The following is a 26,832-nucleotide window of genomic DNA, read 5'->3' as shown; positions in this document are numbered from 1 at the left end:
ATTATCAACCCCCGCTCAACAGCCGGAGTTTGAGGGATTTCTCGAATAGCAGGTTGCCGCTCGGAGCAATTATAGATCAGTCGGAAGACGTCTCGGCGAGGTATTTCGATAAATAACAAGGAGAGGCTTGATGTCGGGCACGCATCTCGAATTGCAAGATGTCAGTCATGTTCGTACCGAGAGCCATGCTTTTGATGAGGGCGGAGATCGTGTCAGGACAAAGTGATCCGTGGAAACAGCTTTGCACCCTCATACTTCAGGCCGCTTCGAAATATCCCGTATATGGCGTGGAGCAACTTCCTCGCAACAGCAATGAGTGCCTGTAGACGGGCTTTGTTTCGAGCCAGGAGGCTTTCAAAAAAAGTTTTTACGTGAGGATCACACCGGGATGCGACGAGCGCTGGCATGTAAAGCGCTCGTCTCAAGTGACGATTTCCCGCGCGGCTGATGCGGGACGCCTTCCTCACTGAGCTTCCTGATATTTCATGAGCAGGATCAAGGCCGCTATGTGCAACCCATTCTCGCACCGTAAGGTCTGACGGCAGGGTGGAAAGTTCCGCGAGCAATTGCATCGCACTCACCTGTGCGATGCCCGGAATACTGACCAACAGCTCATATCGCATGTGCAGCAAATCGTCCTGTCGGATGAGCGTCATCGCTTCGCGCCGAAGTTTGTGGATGCGATGCTCCAGAGACGCCACGGAGCGCTTCAAATCTTGAAGAATGCAGCCAGGAGTGGAGGTGGAGCCTTGTGCCGCGTGAAGACGGTTTTGATTCTGAGCGCTCTCAACAGAGAGGCTCTCAACGTGGCGAACAATCGAGCGCACTCGCATTGAACTGGAACTAGGGGCGATCCAAGGTGTGAACGGCATCCGATGAGTGTATTCAGCTAACACCTCGGCGTCTGCGGCATCGGTTTTCGACCGCCGAAGAGTTTGAGCAAATCGATTAGCAACTTTGGGATTCAAGACTGCGACTTCAATCCCTTTCGCCGCATCAAGTGCAAACGCGAGATCCAACGAGTAATTTCCAGTCGCTTCCAACGACACTCGAACCGGTGTCCTGCCTTTCCGTAGCCAAGCGATAAGAGCCCTGTGTCCATTCGGAGTGTTAGCGAAGCTCCCTTGCTCTACCGGTTGATCCACGCCTTGAATCGCCACCACGAGACTCTTGGCACTGACATCAATTCCACAATTCAGCGTTTTCTGGATATGGATGGATCGCTTGCTCATAGACAGCCTCCGGCGCTAATATTTCGCTTCGGCTCCATCCCGGTCCGCGGTCACGGACTCGCTCTTGTCGCCAACCTTGAACATGCAGGCTTTCTGCCTTCGATTCTCCACGGCGTAATAAGAGAGGGACAGTGGCCGTTCTCTGCGACAGGCTCAGGATCGATCCCGGCCTCAGGTGGGTACGGCCTTTCCGCCGAAGCGCAACTTCATAGTTACGCCTCAATTCGCAACATACAAGGTGGGAGCGGAGAACGCGAAGCGGTTGAAGCGCGGAGGAAACTTCCTCCGCAAAAAACCGCTCTTTAATGTGGGATTGAATTGATTCAGAAGGGCGACGATCTATCGACCGATGGAGAAACCCTGCGAGAGTTCTTGCTGCGGCACAGACTGCGGCTCTATCTTCTGGCCTACGTCCTGTTGCGGAGAGACAGCTTTCTCAACATTCATCTTTGGTGCGTGAGCACTCTGCTGCGAAACTTCGTGTCCAAGGGCAATCGGCAACTTCTCGCGGTCATTGGTAAATATCTGCGCATCGTTCGCACCGCGCGAGATGGAGACATAGGCCATGCGATTGTTGAGCAGGTCTTTTGCGCCGAGTTCGGTATCGACATGCACCAGCACCCGCTCTGCGGTCTGTCCCTGGCTGGAGTGGCTGGTCACGGCATAACCGTGATCGAGATGCGGATTTTGTACAGGATCGATCTCAACCGAACGGCCACCATCCATCCGCAGATTGAATTTGCCGTCGCTGATTCGTTCAACAGTTGCCAGCTCACGGTTAGCGATCTTGAGTTCATTGTCCGGCGCGCTGAACTGAATGCGGTCGCCCACGGAAAACGCACGTTGCTCCTCACGGTAAACCGACACACCCTGCTGGCGGCGTGGATCGTAGCTCTGCTGCCGTCCGTCAAGTAAAGCAACCGTGATTTGATTGTGCGCCGCATCGACACCAACCACGCGGGCGTACTCACCCTTCTGAATGCCGGTCTCTTTTGAACCTCGGCTGTAACGCAACACATCGCCGACTTCGTACTTTTCCGCCCATGTGCGTGCCGCGCCGGTAAGCTCCTGACGCTGTACTAACGTCTGCACAGGATATTCTTCCTTGCCGACGACTCCACGCTGCTGCAATTCAGTGTGGATACGACTGTTGATCTCCCTACGTGAGCGGTTGTCAGGCGAGACGACAAGCGTCTTCTCTGGAGCCTTCGTATACTCTTTTGCTATCGCGTCGATGCGTTCCTCGCGGCCTGGGAGCTGATGCACGCGCCCTTGCTCGTCCAAGCTCTTTACTGCTGCGCCTACCTCGCCACGCGCAAGCTGCTCGACTACGTTCCGCAACTCCGGGTCTTTCTGACGGACGATCTGGTCCAGAGAAACGGTCTTCATACCCGCCTGCTGCAACTGAGCAAATGGTCTGCCCGCTTCCACAGCCTCATGCTGGCGCTTGTCACCTACCAGCAACACACGGTCATTCGGGTGCAGGCGCGTCAGGAACTCGTGCATCTGTTTCGTGGAAGCAAGCGAAGACTCATCCAGAACGTACAGTCGCTTTTCTCCGGTGTCCGGTTTTTCTCCACGCGCAAGGTGCATCTGGAACGTGGATGTTTCAATCCCGGCTTCACCCAGCTTTTGCGCTGCGCGGGATGTCGGCGCAAAACCCTCCACCGCGTAGCCGTCTCGTTCCGCTACCTCACGGATGACTGACAATGTGGTCGTCTTGCCAGCACCGGCTACGCCGTCGATTCCCACGATCTTCTCGAACGAAGCGGACACTTCCTCCACAGCACGGTGCTGGGAAGCATTTAGCTCGGGATGACGACTCAGCGTATCAACGCGGTTCTGGCTGTTGAGCAACATCGGACGCGGTTGCTCGTTGCTCTTTAGAAGAATGCCAATAGTCTCCCGCTCTGTGCGCAGCATCGCGGCAGTTGTCATCTGCGACCCACGAACTGACGTAGCAGCCTGACGGAACTCGCCCGACTCAAAGCGTCTATCGACCTCCTGCCGCACCTGGCTGTACGTCACTTCACCCATGCCCCGTTGCAAAGCAGTCTCATAAAGAGCGCGGTGATCCTGCACAGCCGACTTCTCGAAGAGATGGTCACGCGCATACGTGACAGCCTGACGCGCAACGATCTCCGGACTGCGCTCCTGGTGGTGTTGCTGGCTGCGCTCCCGCGCTGTCGCCACAACATGATCGGCCTGATAGCCGAAAGAGGCTGCCAGTTCCCGATGCTGCCGCTGCACTTCCTCTGGAGACAGCAATTCCTTCCGGTCGCGCGTATGGTGCGCTGCGACCTGCGCAGCTCCGGCTCCATCCAACCCCTGTTCGCGCAGATGGTCTTTAATTTGCTCCCGACGCGGGCTGGATGCTTCCAGATATTCGCGGGAGTAGCCCTTGATCTCGGGCTGGCCGTACTTGCCCCGCTCAATCTCATAGCCCAACTGCTGCAACCGGGTCGCCAACTCAGCGCGATAGATGGCCGTGGCATAATGCTGCGAAGCGTACAGCTCACGCGGCTGTAGAGAACGTGTCTGCCCGTTCTCTCGTTCGGTTACGTTGAAGATCACCGAATGCGTATGCAACTGCGGAGCGGCATAGCCTTCAACGGGACGCGCCGTGTCATGCTCGAACGTCGCTACGGCGAACTTACCAGTGGTCTCAGGCGCGTGGACATTACCGATGCGGGCTTGTGTGTAATGCTCCAACTCACTCAGGGCCACCCGGACACTTTCGCGGTGCGCCATGCGCACGCGTTCATCCCCTCCCACCAAGGCTGTCAGCGATACGGACTTCGGCGCGGAGAATGTCGCATCCCACCCCGCGCGGTGTTCCATGCTCGTGACTTCTTTACCGTCTTTACCTTCATAGGTGCGTGAGACCTGATGCTGCACCATCTGCTGCTGAGTAAAAGGATGCTTGCCTTCGGTCAGCCGAGCAAACTGTTCGTCACCCACAGCGCCGGAGATACCCCACTCTTTCGCAAGCTGGCCTTGCCACTCGCTATGCCCCTGCTGGTCGCGGCTCCAATAGTTCTGCCGCTCCGACGCAAACTCCCGCTCGTGGTACGAACGTACCTGACCCGCTGACAACGGTTTGGAAAGCGTCAACATAGGGCATCTTCCTTCGCTCTGGATTTCTGGCGTGGCATCATTCCAGACCTTTAGCTTCATCCCAGATGACTTCTTGCACCTTTGGCTCGGAGACTTTCGGAACAGGTGAAACCACCACAGCGGATGGCTCAACCGGGCTGGCTTTGAAAGCAGATTTCGGGTCTGAGGTGGCCTCAATGACACGCGCCGAAGCCGCCAGAGGGAGCGCCAGCGGCCTCGTTTTAGAGGCCAGGGTTAGCCTCAATCCAACCCTGAAGTCGATCAGCTTCTGTCCAGCTTTCCGCCACAGCGGGACGGGCGGCTCCCACCGGTTACGCTCTCGGCCTACGTCCCGCCACCGCTGGAGCATCCACAAAAGCACGCAGCCAAGGCCAAGCAAAATAATTGGTTGCACGAAGAACCGCCACGCCGGTTCTCCCTCAAAGAAGCCATCGCGAAGCAACGCCGCAAGTTTGGACGAATTCATCTCCGTGGAGAGTCCCTGTTCGACTCCGGCCCAGCCGTCCAGTTCTGCTTTACGGGTCATCCAGAACGGGAGCACGTCGCCCTTCCACAGCAACTCACGGGCCGGAATAGGCAACACATCACCATCGTGAGCCAACTCGTACTGGAACTTCGGGCCGGACTTCTTCCCCGGCCTCTTCTCGTCTGACTCTGCCGCAGGCTTGAACTTCCAAATCCACTGAATGCCGGTGGTAGCCTTGGGATCGCTCGCGTGCCAGGAGCTGGCCAGATACACTCCCAAGTAATGCCTCTGAAGAGGTGTCAGGGTGTACAGCAATGGCCGCAGAAAGACTCCGAACCCAGCGGCCAGGAAAAAGAAGAAGGCGACCGTGGCAAAGAGGAGTTTCTTCATCGCCCGTCTCCAGACGGCGTGACGGAAGCACGGAACTCCTCCAGCAGCTTCCGAGCGGTGGCCCGCTTGCGGCTGTCGGCTGCCTCACGGATGCGGAGTACGACTTCCGGCGGCAGGCTCTCACTGTTCTGGGCTGCGCGGGCGGTCGCGTCTGAGAGGTTCAGGACGATGTACCGGAGTGCCGCCAGCTCTTCCAGAAGTAGCTCACCCGTGTCCGCAGGAGGCCCAGCCGCAGCCTTCAAAATCGCCTCCCGAATCCACTCGGCGAACTTCTTCCCGTCGCGTTCGGCAGCAGCCTCAATCAGCCGCAACTCCTCCGGTGTAACTCTGGTGCCGATGGATTTAGTGCGGAAGCCGGGCTTCTCCTGTACGCTCTCGGGAGCGTCTGGCATGGCCGGAATAGGGCTGCGGGGAGTGTCCATAGGGGAACCCGCCTTGCCCAAAGGCTAGACCTGGCGGCGGCCACGGGTCAAACGCCAGCACGCGGCTTTTGCGACAAATCCCAGCGAGTCAACATGTTCACGCACAGCGGCCAATATGGATCACGCACGGGAACCGCGTTCACAGACGTGAACGCTAATGGAGCAAGTGATTCATTTCAAACATGTTCACATCCGTGAACACGGCACCGCTCCACAGTTTCCATTTGGGGGTGACGTGTCACTATCCTCCCGCTGCGTAGCAGCGTACACGCCTCCACCGGGTTACAGGGTGCGTGCCGGAGTCAGGTGACATGGAGCGGGTTCACGCACTACGCCGTCTCAGCTCAGAGGAGACTACGCAATTTCCACTCAACGCAGGAGCCGAAGAAACCGGTGATCACATCGCAGGCAACGGAAAGCGCGAACGCCGAAAAGCAAACGCTCCCAACTGCGCCGACGCGTTCGCTCTGACTCGTTCGCCTTGCATCTGGGGCATGAGAACTTCTTGGGCATCGTCGCGCCTGAAATCAGTGTGCCATTACATGAAAGTGCTGCCTCGTTTGCCAAGATCGTTCGCCGATCATCGTTTACAGAGTGACGGCATCCGACCCTTGCCATTACGAAACAGACTGCACCAAAGGGCATAGTCGAATGCGCATGACAATCCTTCTGTAGAGAGAACACAAACTGATGATTCTCAAGATTGAGCTTTGGGTTTACGAAGAGCGTGAAATAAGGAACAGACCGAGTGCTGCGCCGTCATCTCTCCGCTGCCTGTATCTTGTCCAGATTGCGCTCTCCATGCGAGATCGCTGTCTCTGCTCCTCGAATTTGATGGGCCCACGAGCCCCACCAGAGATATGCATTTTTCTCCTCTTCGAGCAGACGTATGTATTCCTGGAGTTGAGCTTCAGTGGCGCGTCCGAAGTCATGACGGTTGGATTCCTCATCTGTGGCAAACTGCTTCTCAAAGGCCAGCCGCTTGCTCACGGTGTCGGAACTTCTTACGTAGGCGGCATCGTCCTGGACGATCAAATCGTCCACCTCCGAGTACGCCTGAATGTCCTGCTGGCTGACTATCTGCAATAATCCCCCAGCCTTGGCGGCTCTCCAGGACGGGGCTCCTGGCAGATCGATTTCCACGTGCTGGTGCGGCGGCAAATCGATAATGGATTTCTTCCGCGTAATCGTGGCTCGTACTTCAGCCTCCTGCTGATCCAGCCACTCTACAGACACCTGTACTCGCGTCTCGATGTGCTGCGAATCTCGGATGGCCTTTTCTGTATCCTCTTGCAGACCCTCATGGAGTTCGTGCAACTGATGCCGATGATGGGACCACTCTACCGACTGCTCAAGCCCGATAGCGATCAGAAGACCGAGCGTGATCGTACCCATATGCACGAGGAAGTCATGAAGACTGTGAATGCCGTGTTCCGGTGGGTGAACTTCCATACTTTATCTGCCCTCATTGAACTGAAACTGGTAAGAGCCGTGGCAGCGGATACGTCCGCGCCAACGTGGCATAGCGTCCCTGGTCAATGGGTGCGGTCGCCAGGATGTTCTTTCAGCCATTGCCAGTATTCCTCCCCCGTTTCGACTCCATCGGCAACGCCCTGCGAAAAGGTACCCAGGTCGCGTAGCACATAGACGAAGAACTCTTCATGGCTCTGCACCTTCGCAAGGTCTTTCAGCATCTCTTGCCGCTGTTCCTGGGTCAGGGTCATGACATCGGCTTGTGGCAACAGGATGCGTGGTGCGCGACCCGTAACTGAGCGTAGCAAAGCCGTATAGTCTGCATCCGCATTCTCAAGTGGACTCTCTGTGCTTTCGACCAAACCCATTTCGTAATTGAGGTTGTCATAGAACCTCGCTGTCTTCGGAGGCAGAAGCGGCACTAACCCGCTCTGCTTTGCGATCGTCCATACCGACAGTACTGGAAGCTGGCCAGTATCTTCCTGAAGGTCCTTCTCCTTGTCCCGGAGCGTCTGCGGAACGGTCACTGTAACTATGCCGTGTTGTGCCGGTGCGCTCCAGATGACCTGCTGCCATTCGTCTCTCAGCCTTACCTGAGGGCCCATGCTTTCCTTGACGTAGTGCTCGCAGCGCTTGGCGTTCACGGCGGCTTCTTCACGAATGTCCTCGATGAGTTGCCGCCGCTGCTCGCGGTGATGAACCCATTCGACCGACTGCTCCAAACCGATTGCTATCAGCAATCCAAGCGTAATGGTACCCATGTGGACAAGAAAATCTCGCCAGCTATGGATTCCGTGCTCGGGTGGGTGAACTTCCATTGGCTTTTACCCCTTTTGCTGACCACTGCCTCTTAGTACCTGTGATCTTCACAGTTTTGAAGAGTCGCCGGAAGCAAATCACTTGTTGGAATGCACTTGAGAAACCGCGGTGATGCCAGTGTCGGGATGGTGATTGAGCCGATCCTTATACCCTTCCATGGTCATCGTTCCGGCCTGAATGCTCTCGGAAATGCTCTGAAAGGCAACGGTTTCCGCTATGAGCCCTTCATTATGGACCTGAAAATTTGCAAGCATCTCTACTATGCGCTGACGCTGTTCAACCGTCATATGCAATGTGTCTGCGAGGGGTAGAACTTTTGCAACAGGACGACCGCTAATGCTCCGGACGAGGGCATCGTACTCTGAAGACAACTCGACTTCAGAGTGTGCCATGGTGTCTATCCAACCCAGCGTGTGGTCGAGAGAGTCGTAGAACTGTGTCGTCTCCCCTGGCAGAAGCGGGACCAGTTCGCTTTGTTTGGCAGTCGTCCAAACGGGAATCGTAGGAAGGAGTGCGTTTTCATCAATCTGGCTGTCCAGAGTGCGGAGGACTTCGGGAACGCGGACCACTACCTGATTATTCTTGTCAGGAGTGGCTCTTAGCACCTCTCCCCATTTTCCGAGTATCTGCGATTCGGGTCTTAAACGTAGATCGATGACATGTCGGCAAATCAGAACATTCGTATCGGCTTCTACCCTCATTTGCTCTATGAGGCGGTTTCTCTGTTCACGATGGTGGAACCACTCGGCGGACTGCTCCAGCCCAATGGCGATCAGCAGCCCAAGCGTGATCGTGCCCATGTGTACGAGAAAATCTCGCCAGCTATGAATACCGTGTTCTGGTGGATGAACTTCCATATCGGTCCTTGTCTGTGAGATTCTCAGTGAGTCTGAGCGTCGAAGTCGGTTCGGTAATTTCCGGCAAGCGATGCCTCTATCTCCTTCGCATAGACATCAAGCATGATTCGCAACAAGAGTGCCTGTTCCCGCGCAAGCGCGGTTGCGGAAAGCGTCGCATCGACTTCCGCAGGGGAAAGCTCGGACACGGAACGGCCCCGCATGGCGGCGCGAGCGGTGTTCAAACCGTAAACTAGATCCGTAATCTCCTTTGAAGTAATGTCCACTCCTGAGTAGGTGTCGGCATACATCGCGGATTCGTCGTAAGGCAAGAACGCAAGAGCCGACGTTTCCGCCGCTCGTTCATATCCAGCCTTGTAAAGCAACTGAAGGTCCCACGCGTAAGTAAGAGAAGGAAGTTGCTGATGAGGCTTGCCCTCCAGCAGCCGCAGCTCCTGCATGTTGCGGTCAAGATTCGCGATCATGGCAACCATGCGCTGCTGATTCCTCTGGACGATCTGGTGGTTCACCCGCAGTTCGTCGTGGATACGTTCACGAGCCTGATGCATCTGGTGAAGGTGGTGCAGACGCTCGACCGTTTGTTCCAAACCGATTGCAATGAGCAGACCGACGACGATCGTGCCGATGTGTATGAAGAAATCCCGCCAGGTGTGAATTGCGTGTTCTGGTGGATGAACTTCCATATAGACCTCCTCGGGCGTCTCTATCAATCCTAGTCATCGCAACGCGTATGTCGATCCTTATCGATGAGGCTTGGCAGTTTGCTGTCAACAGATCCTGTTTTTCAGCGCAATTCGCGTCGGACGCATCAATCAGGACTCGATGGATTGCAGCATGGGCTGACGTTTCCAGTAAGTCAGGGAACGCCAAAGCCACTCGACCGGACCAAACCGGAAGTGGCGAAGCCAGAGGGTGCTCCAGATCAGGTTCACCGCCCACATGCAGGCGACGACGATGTAGAGCTTCCAATATTCCATGTATCCGTACCAGTGCAGCGGACTCCAGACAAACAGAAGTTTCATGCTGCTGCTGGTGAGGAGGTAGTTCGACAGCGCCATCTGTCCGACCTTCGCGACCTTATCGAGCAGCCAGCGAAATGCTCCAAGTTTGACGAATACCAGCACCGCCGCTGCGTTCCCCAGAGCACCTCCGATTCTTCCCAGATCGTATGTGAAGTAGAGGGCCTTCATGCTCTCCATCTGGTCGAAGTGGCTGCTCCATGCATGCCATGCTCCCGCAAAGACAACCGGCCATGTAATGCCAAGGCTGACGATCGCCGTAAGCGCATAGGTCCGTAGGCTCAAGCGGGCGGACAGGAAGCCATTCCGCAGCAGGCCCATGCCGATCAGCATCATTCCCAGCACGTCGCCGAAGCCAAAGTAGACGTTGAAGGTCTCCATGAAGTAGCTAACCGGCGCTGAATGAACAACCGAAGACCAGTAACCCTGCTGCATGGCAGCAATGTCTTCATACATGATCTTATTGCTCGGCCGCCAGTCCTCCTGGGTCTTTTTCCACTCACGGAGTGCCGTCACCTGTTTTTCGTCTATCCGTCTGTGTGACGCGAGAGCGGCGTTCACTTTCTCCGCTTCGGCCTTCTGGGACAACGCTTGAAGATAACGTCCTCCGTTAAACACGACGCTGTTCAACAGAAGCACCAGCACGCCTGCCCAGAGCAGCTTTTTGGGCCGGAGATTTCTGCAGGGAAAGAGAAACAGGAGTGCAATCAGACCGTAGAAGAAGAGGATGTCTCCATTCCAGATGAGATAGCAGTGGAGAATGCCGAAGAGAGTCAGCCACATGTTGCGGCGGGTGAAGATGTCAGCAGTCTTGATACCGGCGCCACGCTCCTCCGCACGCGACGTCATCAAGATGACCCCGGCGCCGAATAGCATGGAAAATAGAGCGCGCATCTTGCCTTCCGCCAAAACCCAGCGCAGGAACCACATGACCGTATTTACCTTCCAGTAAGGTCCGCTGAACACCGGCTTCACGGTCGTGAGTGGAATATAGTAATCCCACTCCGGCAATGCAAAACTGGTGATGTTCATGAGTAGAATGCCCATCAGCGAGAAGCCCCGAAGCACGTCAAGGCTGCTGATGCGTTCCGATGCCTGGACAGGACGCGTCACCTGATACGCAGGCCCCGCCACCTCTTCATTCGCTCCGAATGGAATCTCCTGCAGATCGCTGCGAGCACTACCGGAAACAAAACTCATGCATCTCCTCTTCGTCCCAAAAATGAACTACGACTGGTTATCTACGATTTGCAACGTAGCCATATTCCAGGTTCGCGACTCAGCCGGGACGCATCTTCCCGTCACACACCGAACCAGAACTCATGTGCGGCTTGTCACCAACGAATAACGCGTGAGAACAAAATGAAAAACTCACATTGGACTTACTGTCTGCGATAAGCCCAATGTGCTGTCACCAATGCAGAGTTTCGCCGGATTCAGAAGATGTCGCACGTGCGGCCTTGCTGGCGGTAGACGGTGATCTACTGCTTCTCCCAGACATCTATTTCCTTTTCCGCTGGCTTGACAGTCAACCAACTCACATCCTTCAGCATCTTTCCGTCGGTTGATACCGTCTCTGTGCCCTCAGCATAGGGCACTCCTTTCTCGAATATCGTGTATTTGAGCTCCGTGTCCGAGACTTTCGTGTAGGCATAGGTCTCGTCGGCAATTGCGCGAGGGCCGGATTCCGATGCCGGTGTGCCGTCAAGCGAAAACACTATAACTGAGTGCGACGAAGGCGTCTCCACTTTCCATTTGCCACCGTCCGTCTCGGAATAGACCATCAAAAGTCTGGCAGAGAACGCCGCCTTTGTCTGTTTCCATGTGCCAGCCAAGTCGGGTCTCGAATCTGCCCGTTCCAGAGTTACATGCTGGCTGTAGGTCGATCCATCCGCGTCCGTTCCGGTGATGTCTTCCGTTAGCTTCGTGCCGTCTTCACTCAGGCGCAGAGTTGCGCGGCCCACTTCTTTGCCGTCCACCTTGTAGACCCTCAGCCACTCATGTTTGCCCGTAGATTTCAGGCTCTCGGTCCGATTGCCGACAGTCGAATGATCCTGTCCATCCTCGAAGACGTCGTATTTCACAGCGCCTAAGTCGAAGTGGTAGCCATTCGGAATCTTGCCGACTGTCACCGTGTTGCCGGTGAGCGTGCTCTTGTTAAAGTTAAGCTTCCACGTTCCGAACCATGGATTGTCGGCAGCGAAGATCGGATGCGCAGAGACAAGCATCGCCGCACAAAGGCAAATCAGTTTCATCAGTTTCATGAGTGTCCTCTTCTTTCAAAATCGTGATGTTAGGTAATGCTTTTGTCTGAGGCGAAATTGCTGTAGGTGACGAGACTATGTTGGACAAGGCGAAAAATCCTGATAATTAGCGGATCATTTACTGATATTGCTGCTCTCTTGTTGTTGATCTGCGAGCGGGGTGACAGCACACTTGCCCAGAGAAGCCTTTTGGGTGGAAATTCTTCGAGGATGGAGAGCGGATGTCATAGGTAGGACATCCACCAAGATCTGTTGCGCGCCTTCATGTCGCTCCAGTACCGACAGAGCGGATACAGCAGCAGAACGATGCCGAGCCACACGGCATAGACAACCGGCAGCGGAAAGCCTGAACCCGCAAGCTGCTCCGGGGCGAAGAACGATTTGCGATTCTGGCCGAGACTCGCCGCGACTGATCTCCCTGTTACAAATAGGGCCATGACATCTGCAGCGTGAAGGAGATAGAGATGCAGTACATAGGCGAAGAGTGGCACCCTCCCAAATTCGCGGAAAAATTGAGTGATGCGCGCCTGCCAGCTATCGAAGAGCGCCGCCAGCAGGAACGTGAATCCCAGGGTCAAACAGAGGTACATCAGAGAAGGCGGATACTTCTGCACGAAAAAGAAGTGCATGAGGGTCACTTTCAGGCTCGGTCCGGCGACCCACGGGTTCGGATCGCCATAGTCGTTATGCCAGCGCAGGAGAACAAAAGACATCAACAGTACCGGGCCCGCAATAAGAAAAAAGCGGCGACGCCACGCCGAAACGAAAACCGGGCCGAGGCCATATCCCAGCGCAATGACTCCGGTCCACGCCAGCACCGGGTACGTCATGATCAGGACAGGTGACTTGCCGGCTGGCCATTGGCCTCCAACGTGGACGATGGACCAGAAGACACCGAGGCGCGAGCCGGCGGCAACCGGTACGTGATCCAGAAGATTGTGCCCCGCCACGATAGCCACACCGATTCCACAGACAAGAGGCTGAGGAAGCCAGACCAGCCCTGAAAGAACGATCATTGCCACGCCAATGCCCCAGATGACCTGGAAGAGGATCAGGTAGGGCATGGAGAAGTCCCAACCGAAGCTGACGATGGTAGCTTCAAGGACGATCATCCACACCCCGCGCTGGAGAAGAAAGGCAGACAGGTCGCGGGTCGATTTCCCCCGGCCCCTCTGTAACCATGACGACACGCCGGCGAGCAGGACGAACGTAGGCGCACACAGGTGCGTCGCCAGGCGGGTCAGATACACCGCAATCGACGTGTGAGACGCGTCGAGCGGGTCATAAGCGTATCCGGAATCGTGAAACATGTCGCGCGCATGATCCAGCGCCATGAGCACGATCACAAACCCTCGGAGGACGTCGATGTATGGAAGGCGCGGGGGCCTGGAAGAGGTGGGCTGCATCTTTTGTTTTGTCCAGACTCTCGCTCGTGGTCAATTCGGCACGATGTCCCGGATCGGAAGATCAAGGACGTCTGAGCTTGAGACATTTCGGTATCGCCAGATTATGGGAACCTATGCTCAAGATTCCTGATGAACACCTGATTTCTTGCCGATGAACTCCGGTTTGCACAAATCCGGGCACCTGACACGCCCTAGAATGCAGAGCAACAACTTGACTTTCGAGGTGTTTGCCTTGCGTTGGAAGCTCTTCCTTCTGATTGTGCTGACGCTTTCCCTCCCATCCCTTTCCTCGCCGACACGGGCTCGATATCGGACATTGGCGTCGATATCCCGTGGGACAACTGGGGTGTTCCCCACATCTCCGCCAAGTCGGCTAAGGGAAATCTTCTAGGGTCAGGATGGGCGCAGGCGGAAGGTCATGGAGATCTGCTTCTGAATAGCGTTGCCTGCTCACGCGGACGCTCGGCGGAGTATTTCGGCCCGGGTGCGGGTGGCAGCAACATCAAGAACGACCGTTGGGCCAGACCTTGAGAAACGCGAAAGCTGCTAAGTTCTTGCTTGACTCTCTCTGCTATGAAAACAGGAGGTTGCGATCATGATTAGAAAACTGCTTGGTACCGCTCTTCTCACCGGGGCACTAGCGATGACTGGTTCAGAGCCCTCTGCTTCGATCGGCAAGAATATCGCCGCGCAGAACCAACTCTTTGAACAGTACTACGAACAGATGCTCAAAGATTCTCCGGAACTCGCGACGACGTTCGGCGATCTGCGCTACAACGATCTGCTGGACGACCGGTCCTTGGCCGCGATCGAACGGCAACACATTCAGCGCGACGCTTTTCTCGCCCGCTTGCACGCCATCCCAACGCAAGGAATGCCGGAAGTTGATCGTCTTTCCCATGCGATCCTGGAACGCAATCTCACGAACGAAGACACAGATTACGATCTGAAGAGTTACGAACTTCCCCTCCGTACGCTATTCGGGATAGACACCACTCTCGCGGATCTCCCTCAATCGGTGCCCTTTGATTCTCTGAAGGAATACGAGGACTATATACATCGGCTGCACCAGATTCCCAGAGCCTTTGATCAGACCATCGGCATTTTACGGGCCGGCATACGGGAAGGTGTGACCCAGCCGAAAATAGTTGTCAGCAGAATTCAAGTTCGCTGCGAGGGGATCGCGGCTGCGAGCCCATTCCTATCCCCCACAACGAGGTACCCTTCAGCGATCTCTGCCGCAGATCGCAAGAAGCTGACCGAAGAAATCACGAAAGCTGCAAACGATGAGGTGCTTCCTGCCTATCGCAGGTTCGCCACGTTTCTTAAGGTCGAATACATCCCACACGCGCAAGAGTCAATTTCCATCGAGTCTCTTCCTCGCGGAAAGGAGCGTTATGCGTTCGCGGTTAGAAAGTTGACCAGCTTGAATTTGTCTCCTGAACAGGTCCATGAGCTTGGCCTGCGCGAAGTCGAGCGAATCAACGGAGAGATAGAAGATCTTGCTCATAAGGCCGGGTATCCGTCCTCTGAGAAATTCGGCGCTTCGATCGATCCCGCACCGTGGCAAGCCACTTCAGCAGATCAGGTCCTCAACGACTTCCGCAAACACATCGCCCAGATGCAATCGAAGTTGCCGGAACTGTTCACCGTTTTCCCCACCATTCCAGTGACGGTGGAGGCTGCTCCGTCGTACGACAAAAGTTCTCAGACGCACTATCTTCCTGGAACTCCCGACGGCAAGGTGCCCGGACGCGTCATCGTCCAAATGCTTGATCCCGCCCGTGGCTCACTTCTTGGCGATGAAGCTGTTGCCTACCATGAGGGCATTCCCGGCCACCATCTACAATTTTCGATCCAAGAGCAGATCCACGGCATTCCCAAATTTCGCCTCCGGCCCAGTGAGGATGAGTTCGCTTTCGTGGAAGGCTGGGGTCTTTACGCAGAACAACTCGGGAAGGAGGTTGGCTTCTACCGGGATGCTCCCTCGGACCTGTCGCGGCTGGAGTCGGAATTGTTTCGGGCCGTCCGCCTCGTCGTCGATACGGGCATCCACCACAGTGGCTGGACCCGCGAGCAGGCGATCGCGTATATGAACAAGACACTTGGCGGAGATGATCCAAACGACCCCTTTGTGACACTTGAAGTCGACCGCTATATCTCATGGCCCGGGCAGGCACTGGCGTACAAGACGGGGGAACTAGAAATTCTGAAACTTCGAGAAGACGCAAAGGCCCGGCTTGGTCCAAACTTCGATCTACGGGCCTTCCATGACGAAATCCTGGCTGCCGGTTCGCTACCCTTAGACCTTCTAGATTCCCGGATACATACATGGATACAGACGCAACAAACGCCGCTTACAAACCATAAGCCGACCAATTGAAGCACTAGCCGCGATTGATCGACCCTCAGTAGGTTGGAATATCATGAATTGCCCTATAGGGAAGATGAACCGAGTATCTTCTCAATTCGATATTGCAAAGATGACGGCAGCACAGGCACGACATCACGCCCGTCCGGCAACGTACCTGCCATCTGTCTGGCTTCGACAGCCACTCGCCGGCGCTCGATGGCGTCCGCAAGACGCGTTTCGCGAGTCCACAGTGATTCGTATCTGGGATCGCTGCGCATCTGTGCGGGAAATGGTGTCGATCCGTAGGGTAGGCAAGCCGGCCAGTAGAGCGACCGTGCGGCTAATGCCTTATCGAGCATGGTAATTGCCTGATCGAACCGGCCAGCCCAGGCATATTCCATGGCGAAGATGTACGGAAGATCGTCGCGTGCACGGCCATGCAGAGTAGCGGCTGCTGCGCCGCCCGCATTGAAGGCTACGAGATCGGCATCTAGCTGCGTAATCAATCCCTGGGGTTGCCCATTGAGGGCGGCGACAGCCGCAGGAATACGTTTCAGGAGTGCGCAGATCCCGTCAGGCATCGTCTTCCCAGACCACAAGCCTGCCAGTCGGAAAGCATACCTCTGCAATGCAGAGCTATCACCCTTAGTGAAAAGCGTGAAATAGACTTCGTAGAGCAGGAAGACGTTATTGGGGGCAGCCGAAATTTCAATATCATATCGCTTCATGGCTCCTTCATACTGCCCGCATAGGTAAAGAAGCCGCGGCAGAGCCACACTATGCCACGGATTCTTGGGATCCAGTTGGAATAGTGTCAATGCGTGATCAAGCCCTTCCAAAGCATTGCCGAGAACTCCCAGTTGATATCCGTACGACCAATGAGCTTCGATCATGCTCTGATTGATTGCAAGGGCCCGTTTGAAGAGCGCTTCGGCATCGTCCCACCGCCACTCGAACCTGCGATAGTAATCACCCAGGGACACAAGCGCAGCCGGGTTAGCCGCATCGGAACGCAAGGCTTTGCGAATATATTCCAGCGATGCGGTGGCTCTCTGCATCGTGGTCAAGGGTTGTGCCGCGAGCGTTCGCGTCCAGCCGTTCCGCGTGAGCTGCGCCAGGACGAGAAGACTTTCGGGATCGTTTCCGTCTATTTTCAACGACTGCCGGACAAGTTTGTCGGCCTCATCCGCAGCATCGAATGCCGGCTCGGCCTGATCAGTCATTCGAAGCGCGCGGACATTTTCCAGGAGCTCCTGAGCCTGTAGGGTGAGACGGTAAACCTCGGGGTCACGATGGTAAGTTGGCCCTATTGTCGTGGGCTGGTTGGAATGGATCTTACTCGCTATCTGCTGGATAACTTGCGCCGTCACATCGTTCTGAAGCTGCAATAAATTATCGGCTGAGCCTGAGAGGAACGTCGACCATACTTGCTGGTCTGTATGTGTATCGGTAAGACTCAGCGACACATTTACTCGTTCATTCGCGGTGGCGATACTGCCATCCACAAGCAGGTCTGCCCCCGTGCGTTGTCGAATGAGCCCTGCGGAAAGTTGTTGTTGCGCAATGGCCTGGCTCGACATGGCCGCAATCACCTGAATTCCGCTGACTCGTCCAAGTTCGCCACGTAAAGCCTCGGTGACGCTGCGCGCAAACAGCGGCGTGACAGCGTCGTTACTGAGAGTGCTGAATGGCAGGACAAGCAAGACAAGCACTGACGGCACTGTCTCTTGTCTGCGTGTATGACGAAGTGCCGCATATCCGGCTCCGAGCGCCAGAGCGACGGTGCCAGATCCGATTCCAAACAGAAGGGCGCGGCGGCTGATGCGCGCCGGTTCGCTAGGAATGGCTTCGGCTAAAGGAGTCTCAAACGGCGTTTTCTCTACTGAAACATTTTGCGGTGCTGCAAGCAGGCGGTAACCCACCTTGCTAAGCGTCTCGATTTGGAAACAGCCTTCTCCGATGTCGAGGCTCAAGGCGCGAAGCCGGGAGATGACACGATTGATGGCATCGTCGCTTACCGCACGATTCTCCCAGCAGGCGCGAAGAAGATCCTCGCGCGTGACGACCTGCTCCTGCGCTTCAACCAAGGTCAAAAGAACCATCATCATCTTCGGTTCAATGACCTGAATGCGCCCGTCCTCACGAACAAGGCGACGAAGAGGTGGTTCTACAAGTAGTACACCGAGTCGAAATGGCCTTGCGTTACCGAGAGAAGGGATCGTCGAGTTCATAAGCTTTGCACGCCATGGCAATGCCCATTGGACCGTCTTGAGCGGACTCCAATGCTCGTGCAAACGGAAATTGCCAATCCATTGAAGTTTACCGTCAATCTTTCCCGATAATCCACACGCACGATGTACAGCCGCTGGCGGCGGCACGTGCAAGGGGGATTTGCCGCAAGAACGCCCCGGCGGGGCAGCGGCAAATCAGAACCCATTTCCGAAGATTTTCATTTGATATCGAACTCTCCTTCGCCAGCCTCCGCCACGGCTCCGGCTAAAAACGGCTTCGGGAGTCAGTGTCAACGTGGCTTGTTGCGCTGACCTCGTTTGGATTTATCGTGGGTCTCTGCTGCCTTCGACGCCCTGGCCTGGGCGTCGTCCAGATGGGACACTTCCCAACCCGTCATGCCCTGCAACACGCGGTCTGCATGTTTGATCGTGTTCACGTGGCCGTAGTGCGTCTCGATCATGTGAACGGACGTTCCCATCTGCTCGGCAAGGAAGTACACGTCCACACCTTCCTGCAGACGCAACGTGGCGTAGGTATGACGGAAGCAATAGGTGGAGCGAGGCACGCCCTGCGTGCCTTCGCGCAAGTTTGCCCTGTCGAGAAGATCGGCGATGAGAGAGGTGTAGAGAGTCTTCGCGGGCTTGCCCGCGATGTTGGTGAAGACTCGATCCTCTTGCTCGGTAGATTTGGAGATCACGCGGATGCGCTCCAGATACTCTCCGACGCTCTTCGGAGCAACCAGCTTGCGGGATTTGCCCTTGCCCTGCACGAATAAGACTACGATCTCGCGGCCTTCACGGTCCTTTGCAGGCATGATGTCACGCCAGCGTAGATTCTTCATCTCCGATGGCCTCATGCCTGTATTGCAGGCTATGAGAATGAGGTTGTAGGTGACGGTGCGATACCAGATGCTGGCAGGCTTATCGGCCTCGACAATCCACTTCCTTCCGACAGTATGGAGCTTGCGGTACTCCTCCAGCGTGAATTCATCCCGGCGCATGGACTTGAGCTTGGGGCGTTCATCGAAACGCTGGCTGGCAGGGACGTAGCGCTTCTTGATCGCGAAGTTCATCACCGCGCCGAAGATGGACATCTCAAAGCGGATGGTGGAATCACTGATGAAAGGAACCGTTCGCTCCTCGGACGGTTTGACTTCAATTGGTTTCAAAACCCGGATGCCAAGGGAGTGCTGCGTCTTGGCGCGGCGCTCGGCTTCCTGATCGGCAAAAGCCCGGGCCATCTCTTCGCTGACCTCGCGGACTCCGTTGCGACGGTTGCGTCCCGCACCGTTCTCACGCCGCCATGCCGGGTAGCCGCCCCAGAGCTCATCCCCAATCAAATGAACTTGAGTAGAGCCGGCATATTTGTCCAAAGCACCTTCGATGATGGCGCGAATCTTCTTAGGACGCGCCGCGCTGATCTCTCCGCGGTTCGCCCGGGCTTCCTGCGTCAGCAGGTATTCTCGGCCCACCTCGCGAAAGGGATGATTGAACACCGGGACGTCATGCTTCAGGCGGAAGCGGATGTCTGCGTCCTGATCGAAGGCGCGTTCCCGCGCCACGTCGATGTCGGTCGTCTTGAGGGAGACTGTCTTATAGCGGTCGGCCTTGGGGATCTTCATCCGGCAATACCACATCCGGTGGTCTACGTCGCCTCGCCGGAAGAGGACCAATCCCGGCTTGAGTTCCGATTTATCCGTGACGAATGGCATGTTCGCCTCTGCTTGTTTAGACTCGTTCTGTGCAGATTCTGTGTAGGATTTTTTCGTAACATGTTGATCCTGCATATCTGTGCAGGCTTTGTACAGATGATATCAAAACATTAAGATGCTTATTTACAATTATTTACGATATATTTGTCATCCTGAGCGGATGAAGGCCTGCTTTTGTTTGCATAGCAGGAAATCCAAAGGACCCAGACGTTGAGGCACTAGCTACCGGTCCCCAAGCGCCTTCACGAACCGCCGCGTAAACTCCACGCCGTCGTAGTAACCCTTCACCGGGATTCGTTCATCGCGACCATGCGCGCGATCATCTCCCGCTTCGATTCCGATCGGTGAGAAGCCGTAGCTCGGAATCCCCTCGGCCATCGTGTAGATCGAGTCCGACGCTCCAGCCTCCATCTTCGGCACGATCGGCAGCCCCGGCCACATGCTGTCCACCGTGGCTCGCAACGGCTGCATCACATCCGCACGCGGCGCCGGAGGCGACATCAGCGGCTTAGACGGCGCGGCGATCGTCTCGCTGTCATTATCGCCACGGAAGAGCACCTTCACCCGCGCGTCATTCACGACCTCGGCCAGATGCTTCCGCACCTCTTCCACCGAGTGCCCCGGCAAAATACGGCAGTTCACGTTCGCCTCCGCGCTTCCCGGCAAGGCGTTCGGCGCATGGCCCCCCTTGATCATCGTCGCCACGCACGTCGTATGCAGCATGGCGTTATCTCCGGGGAACTTCGCTGAAATCTCGGTCGCTGCAGCCTCGTCCATCGGCGTCTTCAACACACGCGCAATCAATGCGGCGCGGGCTCGGGGAGCAAGCTTCTGCTCTTCCTCGTAGTACGCCCGCGTCACGGCGTTCAACTCCACCGGAAACGGCGAATGCTCAATCCGGCTCAGGCCATCGGTGATCGCATAGATCGCGTTATCGGCAACCGGCAGCGAACTGTGTCCGCCTGGATTTGTCGCCCGCAACGTGAAGTCCGCATACGTCTTCTCGGTCGCCTCAAGCTCCAGCTCAGAGGGTTTGCCGCCACGCAGCACCAGACCACCGGCATCAGGATTCACCACGACATCAGCGTTTACCAGGTCGCGGCGATTCTTCAACAGCCAGTCCACGCCGTTGTTCGCGCCGCCCTCTTCATCCGCAGTCAGCGCCAGAATGATGTCCCGCCTCGGTTGCCAGCCACCCTTCTTCAACTGCGCAAACGCCACCACAAACGCTGCATCGCCGCTCTTCACGTCCTGCGTACCGCGGCCATAGAAGTAGCCGTCCCGCTCCGTCAGCACAAACGGATCCATCGTCCAGTCGGCACGCTTCGCCTCCACCACGTCCAGGTGAATGATGACCATCAGCGGCTTCTGCTCCGCCTTCGGGGCGCGATAGCGGACCACCAGGTTCATGCGATTTGGCTTCGGCCCAACAATTTCCATATCAGCCGGCGAAAAACCAGCCTTCAGCAGCAAGTCGCGCATCTTCTCTGCCGCCGCAGTTGTGGAGCCGGTAGAGTGCGTCGTATTCGTCTCAATCAACGTTTTCAACACGTCGCGAGCAAACGCATCCTGCCCTGCCGGAGCCTTCGTTTGCGCCAAAACACTGGTCGTCGCACACACCATCAGCGCCGCTGCTGCAATCTGCTTTCGCTGCATCCTCTGCCTCCACATTCGTTGTCGCTCTATACTCGCATGGAGCGCACTCGTTGACTTCTGCAAGCCCAGCCACGCCTACCACCGCCGTCGAACTGCACCGATGCTCGCTGCTCTACGGCCGTTTTGCAGCCCTGCGAGACGTCACGCTCAGCATTCAGGCGGGCTCCTCCGTCGTTCTGCTCGGCGAAAACGGTGCCGGGAAATCGACGCTGCTGCGCGTCATCGCAGGCCTTGCGTCGCCAACCCACGGCACGATTCACATCTTCGGCGAAACCCCGGGCGACATCCGCGAACGTTTGGCCTACATGAGCCACTCGACGATGCTCTACGACGAGCTCACCGGAGTAGAAAACCTCGCGTACTTCGCCTCTCTCTACAGCGGATACACCGTTCTCCTTTCTCCTGAAGACGCACTCCGCTCCGTTGGCCTCGACCCCGCCAACCCGCGCCGCGTCGGCGAGTACTCGCAAGGCATGAGGCAGCGCGCGGCGCTTGCGCGCGTGCTCATGACCTCGCCCGATCTCCTCCTGCTCGACGAGCCGTTCTCGAACCTCGATATCGGCTCCGCACGCGCCATGGTCGAAAGCCTGCAGACATGGCTGCTCCAGCCCGGCGTGAGCAACACCCCGCGAACTCTGATCCTCACCACGCATCAGTACGAACTCGCGCGTCCGCTGGCCTCGCTCACCCTGACGATGAACGCCGGGCGCCTGATCTCTGCGGGGGAAGCCACCGCATGAGCGCGAAGAAGCCCACCAAGACCAACGCCGCACGCGCTCTCGACGCCCTCGGCATCTCCTACGAGCTGCGCGCTTACGAGATCGACCTCGAAGACCTTTCGGCCCCCAACGTCGCGCGCAAGATCGGCATGCCCCCCGAGCAGGTCTTCAAAACGCTCCTCACCCTGACCTCCGACAAGGAGTACGTCTTTGCCGTCGTGCCTGGGGACGCGGAACTTGACCTGAAGAAGCTTGCCGCCGTTGCAGGAGCTCGAAACGCCCAGCTTGCCGCGCTCAAGGACGTCGAACCGCTCACCGGATACATCCGTGGCGGCGTTACCGTGCTAGCCGCGAAAAAGCCCTTCCGCGCCTTCGCCGACGAAACCCTCGAACTCTTCGACACCATCAGCCTCTCGGCCGGACAGCGCGGCCTGCAACTCATTGTCGCCCCAGCCGACTACCTGCGCGCCACCTCAGCCGAACTCGCCGACCTGACCAAGCTGCCCGTCCCAGAGGAGGCCGCGCGATGAACTACGCCAGCCACGTCCTCACCCACCTGCGCAAAGACCTTCGCATCGAGTGGCGCACCAAAGACTCGCTGAACGGCATGATCTTCTTCGCTCTGCTGGTTACGGTCGTCTTCTCCCTGGCCTTCGACCCCACGGCGTACCCCACAGTCGCTCGGCAAATCTCCGGAGGCCTGCTCTGGGTCGGCCTGCTCTTCGCCGCCATGACCGCGCTCAACCAGTCATGGGCCCGCGAAGTCCGCAACGGCGCGCTTGAGGCGCAAAGGCTCGTCCCCGCACCAGCTTCCGCCCTCTTCATCGGTAAAGCCATCGCGAACTTCCTCTTCGTCTCCGTCGTCGAACTCGTGCTCGCCCCTGTTTTCACGCTCTTCTATAACCTGCATCCGCTCGGCCAGACATGGCTGCTGCTTTTCATCCTTCCGCTCGGCACCTGGACGCTCGTCTGCAACGGAACCTTCTTCGCCGCGCTGAGCCTCCGCGCCCGCAACCGCGAACTCCTGCTGCCGCTGCTGCTCTTCCCCATCACCATGCCCGCACTGCTCGCAGTCGTGCAGGCCACCACGGCGGTCCTCACCGGCGAGTTCCTCCCGAACCTCTGGCTCAAGGTGCTGATCGCCTACGCGATCATCTTCACCACAGTCTGCGTCCTTACCTTCGACCTCATCCTGCAGGCCGACTAAGGCTTCCTCGCGCGACCGCAGCCGCCCACAAGAACCACCCGCAGACCGATTAGCAGCCGCCCCACCCGCCACGAACCCGATAAAATAGTGGCAGCGTGAAAAAAGCCTCCAAACTCGCACCCTTTTGCCTCGTGGTGTGCCTTGCTGTCATGGCCTTCGGCTTCTACAAAGCCATGTCTGCCCCGACGGAAGCAACCATGGGCAATCTCTACCGGGTCTTCTTCTATCACTTCCCCCACACCATCCTCAGCTTCGTCTTCCCTTACCTGAACTGCGCGGCTTCGCTGCTCTATCTGGCCTGGCGCAAGAACAACCCCGAACGCGCAGCCAAGGCCGACGCCTTCGCCATCGCCTCCTGCGAGATCACCGTGCTCTACACCAGCATCGGGCTCGCCACGGGTATGCTCTGGGGACGCGCCGCATGGGGCATCTGGTGGACGTGGGACGCACGCCTGACCACCTACCTGCTTCTCTGGCTGCTTTACGTCAGCTACCTCTTGCTGCGCCGCCTCTCGAACACAAACTCCACCGCGATGCTCGCCGCCGTGCTTGGCATCTTCGCCGCCGTCGACATCCCGATCTGCTTTGAGTCCATCCGCTGGTGGCGCACCCAGCATCCCGCGCCGGTCTTCGGTGGAGGCGCAGACTCCGGCATCGATCCCTCGATGTACGGCGCCGTTCTCTGGAACCTGGCCGCCTTTGCTCTCTGGGGAGCCTTCATCCTCGGCTGCCGCTACGCTCTCGAGCGCCGCCGTCAGCTCGAAAATAAAGCGGCCGACTACGAACTGCTGACCGCCGAGGAGGCCCGGTAATGTCCATCCCCTTCAGCACCCTCTCGCAGAAACATACGGTCTACGCCTACGTCGTCGTCTGGGTTCTGCAATTCGGTTATGCGCTCTGGCTGTATGCCGCCTGGCGCCGTACCCGCCCGCCGCAATAGCGCCCTCCACAAACAAAAAAGCAACGAAGCCGGGGTCGCAATCCGGCCTCGTTGTCCGAGGAGTCAAACCGACACGCCGTCCTCAAAGGGTTGAGGCGTCCATCGTGTCACTGGCATAAACCTCGTCCAGCGAACAAAGTTGCGGCGCTATCTGAAAAACTTTTCCACGCCAGGTTCCCACTCAGGAATTGCGCCCCAGCCAGCCTCTCCATAGACTTACCCAAAGTGCCGTTCCCTTCTCAGCTCCGGTCTGCCTGCACCTTCGTTGCGCTCTCTGCCACGCTGCTCTCCACAGCCGCGTGCCGTCGCAACCGTTTTCCCAGCTATCCGGACAACTACCGCGAGTTCGCCTACGTGGCCGACGGCGGCAGCAATACGGTCACCGTGCTCGACCTCGTCTACCTGCGGCGCGACCGCACGCTCGAAGTCGGCAAGAACCCCAGCGGCCTGGTGCTCAACCCCACGCGCCCCGAGGTCTACGCGGTGAACGCTGGCTCTGACACGGTAACCGTCATCAACACAGACCTGAACCGCGTCGAAGCCACCATCGGCGTCCATCACAAACCGTACTCCATTGAGGTTTCTCCCGACGGCAAGCGCGCCTACGTGCCGAACTCCGGCTCGAACTCCGTCTCAGTCATCGACCTCGACACGCGCCGTGAAATCGCGACGGTTGCCACCGGCGAAGCTCCCGGCCTCGCCCGCGTCTCACCGGACAACCGCACGCTCGTCGTCACGAACCGCGCAGCCGGTTCGATCTCCGTCTACACCATCAACCCTGATGACTCGCACCACCCGCTGGTCTTCCGCGCCAGCTTCGACGGCTGCCCCGGCGCGACCGACGCCGTCATCGAGGCCGACTCACCCGACTACCCGACCTTCGGCTCCAAGGTCTTCGTCGCCTGTTCCTCCGGCCACCAGGTTATGGACGTCTGGCTCGCCGCACAGGCTGACTCCTACCGCGGCAAACAGGACCCTTCGCTGACCCGCGACTTCAAGCTCGCGATGCTCGACGTTGGCAAATCGCCCGTCCACCTTGCACTAAAGCCCGGCAACGGAGAGATCTTCTCCTCGAACTTCGACTCCGACTCCATCTCCGAGATCTCCACCTGGACGAACGAAGTCGAAGGCACGTACCTGATCGGCGCAAAGCCCTCACGTTCCGTCACCACCGGCTGGTCCAAGAGCTCCGTTATTCCCAACGACGACACGCTCTGGGTCTCGAACTTCGGAGCCGACTCTGTCAGCGTTTACTCGATCGGCGATGGCCGCATGATGGCCGCAGCCCGCGTCGGCTCCCGTCCTGATGCGCTCGCCTTCTCGGCCGACGAGCACCTGCTCCTCGTCGCCGACTCCGGCTCCGCAGACGTCGCGGTCATCCGCACCCAGCCCGTGGGCCAGCCCACCCTGGTCACCCTGCTTCCCGCCGGTCTTCAGCCAAACGACATCGTCATCAAAGCCTCAACCACCAAAAACAAGAAGTAGCCTGCAGGATCTGCTGGCTACTCCCAGCCGCACAGCTCTCGTCGCGTAGCATTGCGGCCATCGCGCCTTTTGCGTCGAGGCTTTCCTCACCAGCGCAAGCTCTACGACAACTCCGCTTCCCGAGCCTCGCGCAGGGCCTGCCGCGTCGCGGAGACGTACGCACCTGCCAGCAGCAGCAGCCCCGAAATAAACGCCCACATCATCAGCCCCACCGAGACCTCAAACGGCCCATACACCGACCGGAAATCCAGGTGCGGCAGCGCCAGGATATAGAGATACTTCGCCACTTCCCACAGAATGCCCATCACAATCGCCGTAGGCAGCACCGCTCGGGCAGGCACCTTGCGGTTCGGCAACCCCCAATAGATCAGGAAGAACAATCCAACGCTCGCCACCAGCGCGCAGATCGTCAGGAAGCCCTTCGTCACCAGTTGAAAGACAATGTTCTGCGTATGCCCGAAGAAGATCAGATCCAGTACCGAACGCTGCGCTGCGCTCATCGCCACTGACCCCATCGCCAGCAGCGCCACACCCACCGCCAACCCGATCGAGACGAGCTGATTCTTCAGATACGAGCGGTTCTCCTTCACTCCCCAAACACTGTTCAGCGCCACTTCCAGCGGTAGAAATACACCCGTCGCGGTAATGAACAACATCACCACCGAGAAGACCTTCACGTTCGCGTGCGAGTACGCCAGCACCCGCATATTGCGCATCACGAAGTCCTGGTTGTTGGGCAGAAAGTGGTTCATCATATCGCCCACCACCTGCACCATGCGCTCGGAGTGGAACACCTTCCTCGCCAGCGTCAGCAACAATACGATGAACGGAAAGAGGCTCAGGATCACCTGCGCCGCCACGCTGAACGCATAGGTATGCACCTCGGTGCGAGTCATGTACTTGCCCAGCGCCTTCACCTGCCCCCACGTTCCGCTCTCCTCCACCGGAGCGGCCGTCGCAGCCTCCATCTTTGGCGTCAGCTTCTCGCTGCCCGCCGCAGGAGCCTCCTGCTTACTCACCAACTCGCGAACCGTCGTTCCCACCGTCTCGTCTGCCATCGCCCC

General features: G+C 57.5%; 22 protein-coding genes. 7 read left to right on the top strand and 15 right to left on the bottom strand.

Features of this window, described 5'->3' with window-relative positions:
- Nucleotides 1–212: 212 nt before the first annotated feature.
- From PW792_05800 to PW792_05750, 11 genes are all read right to left on the bottom strand, one after another.
- Complete coding sequence (locus tag PW792_05800) at nt 213–1,232, bottom strand: IS110 family transposase (GenBank protein MDE1161446.1); 1,020 nt, start codon at nt 1,230–1,232, stop codon at nt 213–215.
- Nucleotides 1,233–1,571: 339 nt separating this feature from the next.
- Nucleotides 1,572–4,349 (bottom strand): MobF family relaxase, encoded by a 2,778-nt coding sequence (gene mobF, locus PW792_05795; protein ID MDE1161445.1) that lies wholly within the window; start codon nt 4,347–4,349, stop codon nt 1,572–1,574.
- A gap of 37 nt (nt 4,350–4,386) precedes the next feature.
- Nucleotides 4,387–5,205: a hypothetical protein gene (locus PW792_05790; GenBank protein ID MDE1161444.1), complete on the bottom strand. Its 819-nt coding sequence runs from the start codon at nt 5,203–5,205 to the stop codon at nt 4,387–4,389.
- Nucleotides 5,202–5,627, bottom strand: coding sequence for a hypothetical protein (locus PW792_05785; protein ID MDE1161443.1), 426 nt, complete (start codon nt 5,625–5,627; stop codon nt 5,202–5,204). The genes PW792_05790 and PW792_05785 overlap by 4 nt, the downstream gene beginning before the upstream one ends.
- Nucleotides 5,628–6,386: 759 nt before the next feature.
- Complete coding sequence (locus PW792_05780) at nt 6,387–7,022, bottom strand: hypothetical protein (GenBank protein MDE1161442.1); 636 nt, start codon at nt 7,020–7,022, stop codon at nt 6,387–6,389.
- A gap of 140 nt (nt 7,023–7,162) precedes the next feature.
- Nucleotides 7,163–7,861, bottom strand: coding sequence for a hypothetical protein (locus tag PW792_05775; protein ID MDE1161441.1), 699 nt, complete (start codon nt 7,859–7,861; stop codon nt 7,163–7,165).
- A gap of 135 nt (nt 7,862–7,996) precedes the next feature.
- Complete coding sequence (locus tag PW792_05770) at nt 7,997–8,776, bottom strand: hypothetical protein (protein MDE1161440.1); 780 nt, start codon at nt 8,774–8,776, stop codon at nt 7,997–7,999.
- 23 nt (nt 8,777–8,799) lie between these two features.
- On the bottom strand, nt 8,800–9,459 hold the full coding sequence (locus PW792_05765; protein MDE1161439.1) for a hypothetical protein: 660 nt from the start codon (nt 9,457–9,459) through the stop codon (nt 8,800–8,802).
- Between the two features lie 129 nt (nt 9,460–9,588).
- Complete coding sequence (locus PW792_05760) at nt 9,589–10,995, bottom strand: DUF418 domain-containing protein (protein MDE1161438.1); 1,407 nt, start codon at nt 10,993–10,995, stop codon at nt 9,589–9,591.
- Between the two features lie 281 nt (nt 10,996–11,276).
- Nucleotides 11,277–12,059 (bottom strand): hypothetical protein, encoded by a 783-nt coding sequence (locus PW792_05755; protein ID MDE1161437.1) that lies wholly within the window; start codon nt 12,057–12,059, stop codon nt 11,277–11,279.
- Between the two features lie 224 nt (nt 12,060–12,283).
- Nucleotides 12,284–13,465, bottom strand: a complete 1,182-nt coding sequence (locus tag PW792_05750) for a heparan-alpha-glucosaminide N-acetyltransferase domain-containing protein (GenBank protein MDE1161436.1) — start codon at nt 13,463–13,465, stop codon at nt 12,284–12,286.
- A 595-nt stretch (nt 13,466–14,060) separates the two neighbouring features.
- Here PW792_05750 and PW792_05745 point away from each other — a divergent pair.
- Nucleotides 14,061–15,848, top strand: coding sequence for a DUF885 domain-containing protein (locus PW792_05745; GenBank protein ID MDE1161435.1), 1,788 nt, complete (start codon nt 14,061–14,063; stop codon nt 15,846–15,848).
- 53 nt (nt 15,849–15,901) lie between these two features.
- On the opposite strand, the gene PW792_05740 is transcribed toward PW792_05745, so the two are convergent.
- The 3 genes from PW792_05740 to PW792_05730 all read right to left on the bottom strand — a co-directional run bounded on the left by PW792_05740 (nt 15,902) and on the right by PW792_05730 (nt 21,417).
- Nucleotides 15,902–18,049: a winged helix-turn-helix domain-containing protein gene (locus tag PW792_05740; GenBank protein ID MDE1161434.1), complete on the bottom strand. Its 2,148-nt coding sequence runs from the start codon at nt 18,047–18,049 to the stop codon at nt 15,902–15,904.
- A gap of 290 nt (nt 18,050–18,339) precedes the next feature.
- Complete coding sequence (locus PW792_05735) at nt 18,340–19,761, bottom strand: site-specific integrase (GenBank protein ID MDE1161433.1); 1,422 nt, start codon at nt 19,759–19,761, stop codon at nt 18,340–18,342.
- Nucleotides 19,762–19,983: 222 nt separating this feature from the next.
- On the bottom strand, nt 19,984–21,417 hold the full coding sequence (locus PW792_05730) for a M20/M25/M40 family metallo-hydrolase (protein ID MDE1161432.1): 1,434 nt from the start codon (nt 21,415–21,417) through the stop codon (nt 19,984–19,986).
- A gap of 50 nt (nt 21,418–21,467) precedes the next feature.
- Between PW792_05730 and PW792_05725 the strand changes: the two genes are divergently transcribed.
- The 6 genes from PW792_05725 (at nt 21,468) to PW792_05700 (ending at nt 25,768) form a co-directional block, all read left to right on the top strand.
- A complete protein-coding gene (locus PW792_05725) occupies nt 21,468–22,157 on the top strand; it encodes an ABC transporter ATP-binding protein (protein MDE1161431.1) in 690 nt (229 codons plus the stop codon).
- Complete coding sequence (gene ybaK / locus PW792_05720; protein MDE1161430.1) at nt 22,154–22,666, top strand: Cys-tRNA(Pro) deacylase; 513 nt, start codon at nt 22,154–22,156, stop codon at nt 22,664–22,666. The genes PW792_05725 and ybaK overlap by 4 nt, the downstream gene beginning before the upstream one ends.
- A complete protein-coding gene (locus PW792_05715) occupies nt 22,663–23,343 on the top strand; it encodes a heme exporter protein CcmB (protein MDE1161429.1) in 681 nt (226 codons plus the stop codon). Before ybaK ends, PW792_05715 begins: the two co-directional genes overlap by 4 nt.
- Before the next feature lie 95 nt (nt 23,344–23,438).
- The gene (ccsA, locus tag PW792_05710; protein MDE1161428.1) at nt 23,439–24,155 is read left to right on the top strand and encodes a cytochrome c biogenesis protein CcsA; all 717 of its coding nucleotides are present in this window, start codon (nt 23,439–23,441) and stop codon (nt 24,153–24,155) included.
- The gene (locus PW792_05705; protein MDE1161427.1) at nt 24,155–24,283 is read left to right on the top strand and encodes a hypothetical protein; all 129 of its coding nucleotides are present in this window, start codon (nt 24,155–24,157) and stop codon (nt 24,281–24,283) included. Before ccsA ends, PW792_05705 begins: the two co-directional genes overlap by 1 nt.
- A 225-nt stretch (nt 24,284–24,508) precedes the next feature.
- Entirely contained in the window at nt 24,509–25,768 is a 1,260-nt protein-coding gene (locus tag PW792_05700; protein ID MDE1161426.1) for a beta-propeller fold lactonase family protein, read from the top strand.
- A gap of 101 nt (nt 25,769–25,869) precedes the next feature.
- On the opposite strand, the gene PW792_05695 is transcribed toward PW792_05700, so the two are convergent.
- The gene (locus PW792_05695) at nt 25,870–26,826 is read right to left on the bottom strand and encodes a YihY/virulence factor BrkB family protein (GenBank protein MDE1161425.1); all 957 of its coding nucleotides are present in this window, start codon (nt 26,824–26,826) and stop codon (nt 25,870–25,872) included.
- Between the last annotated feature and the right edge of the window lie 6 nt (nt 26,827–26,832).

The organism is Acidobacteriaceae bacterium (genome assembly GCA_028283655.1).
Taxonomy (GTDB): Bacteria; Acidobacteriota; Terriglobia; order Terriglobales; family Acidobacteriaceae; genus Granulicella.
The sequence above is the reverse complement of the archived record's forward strand: the minus strand, read 5'-3'. Positions and strand labels throughout refer to the sequence as shown.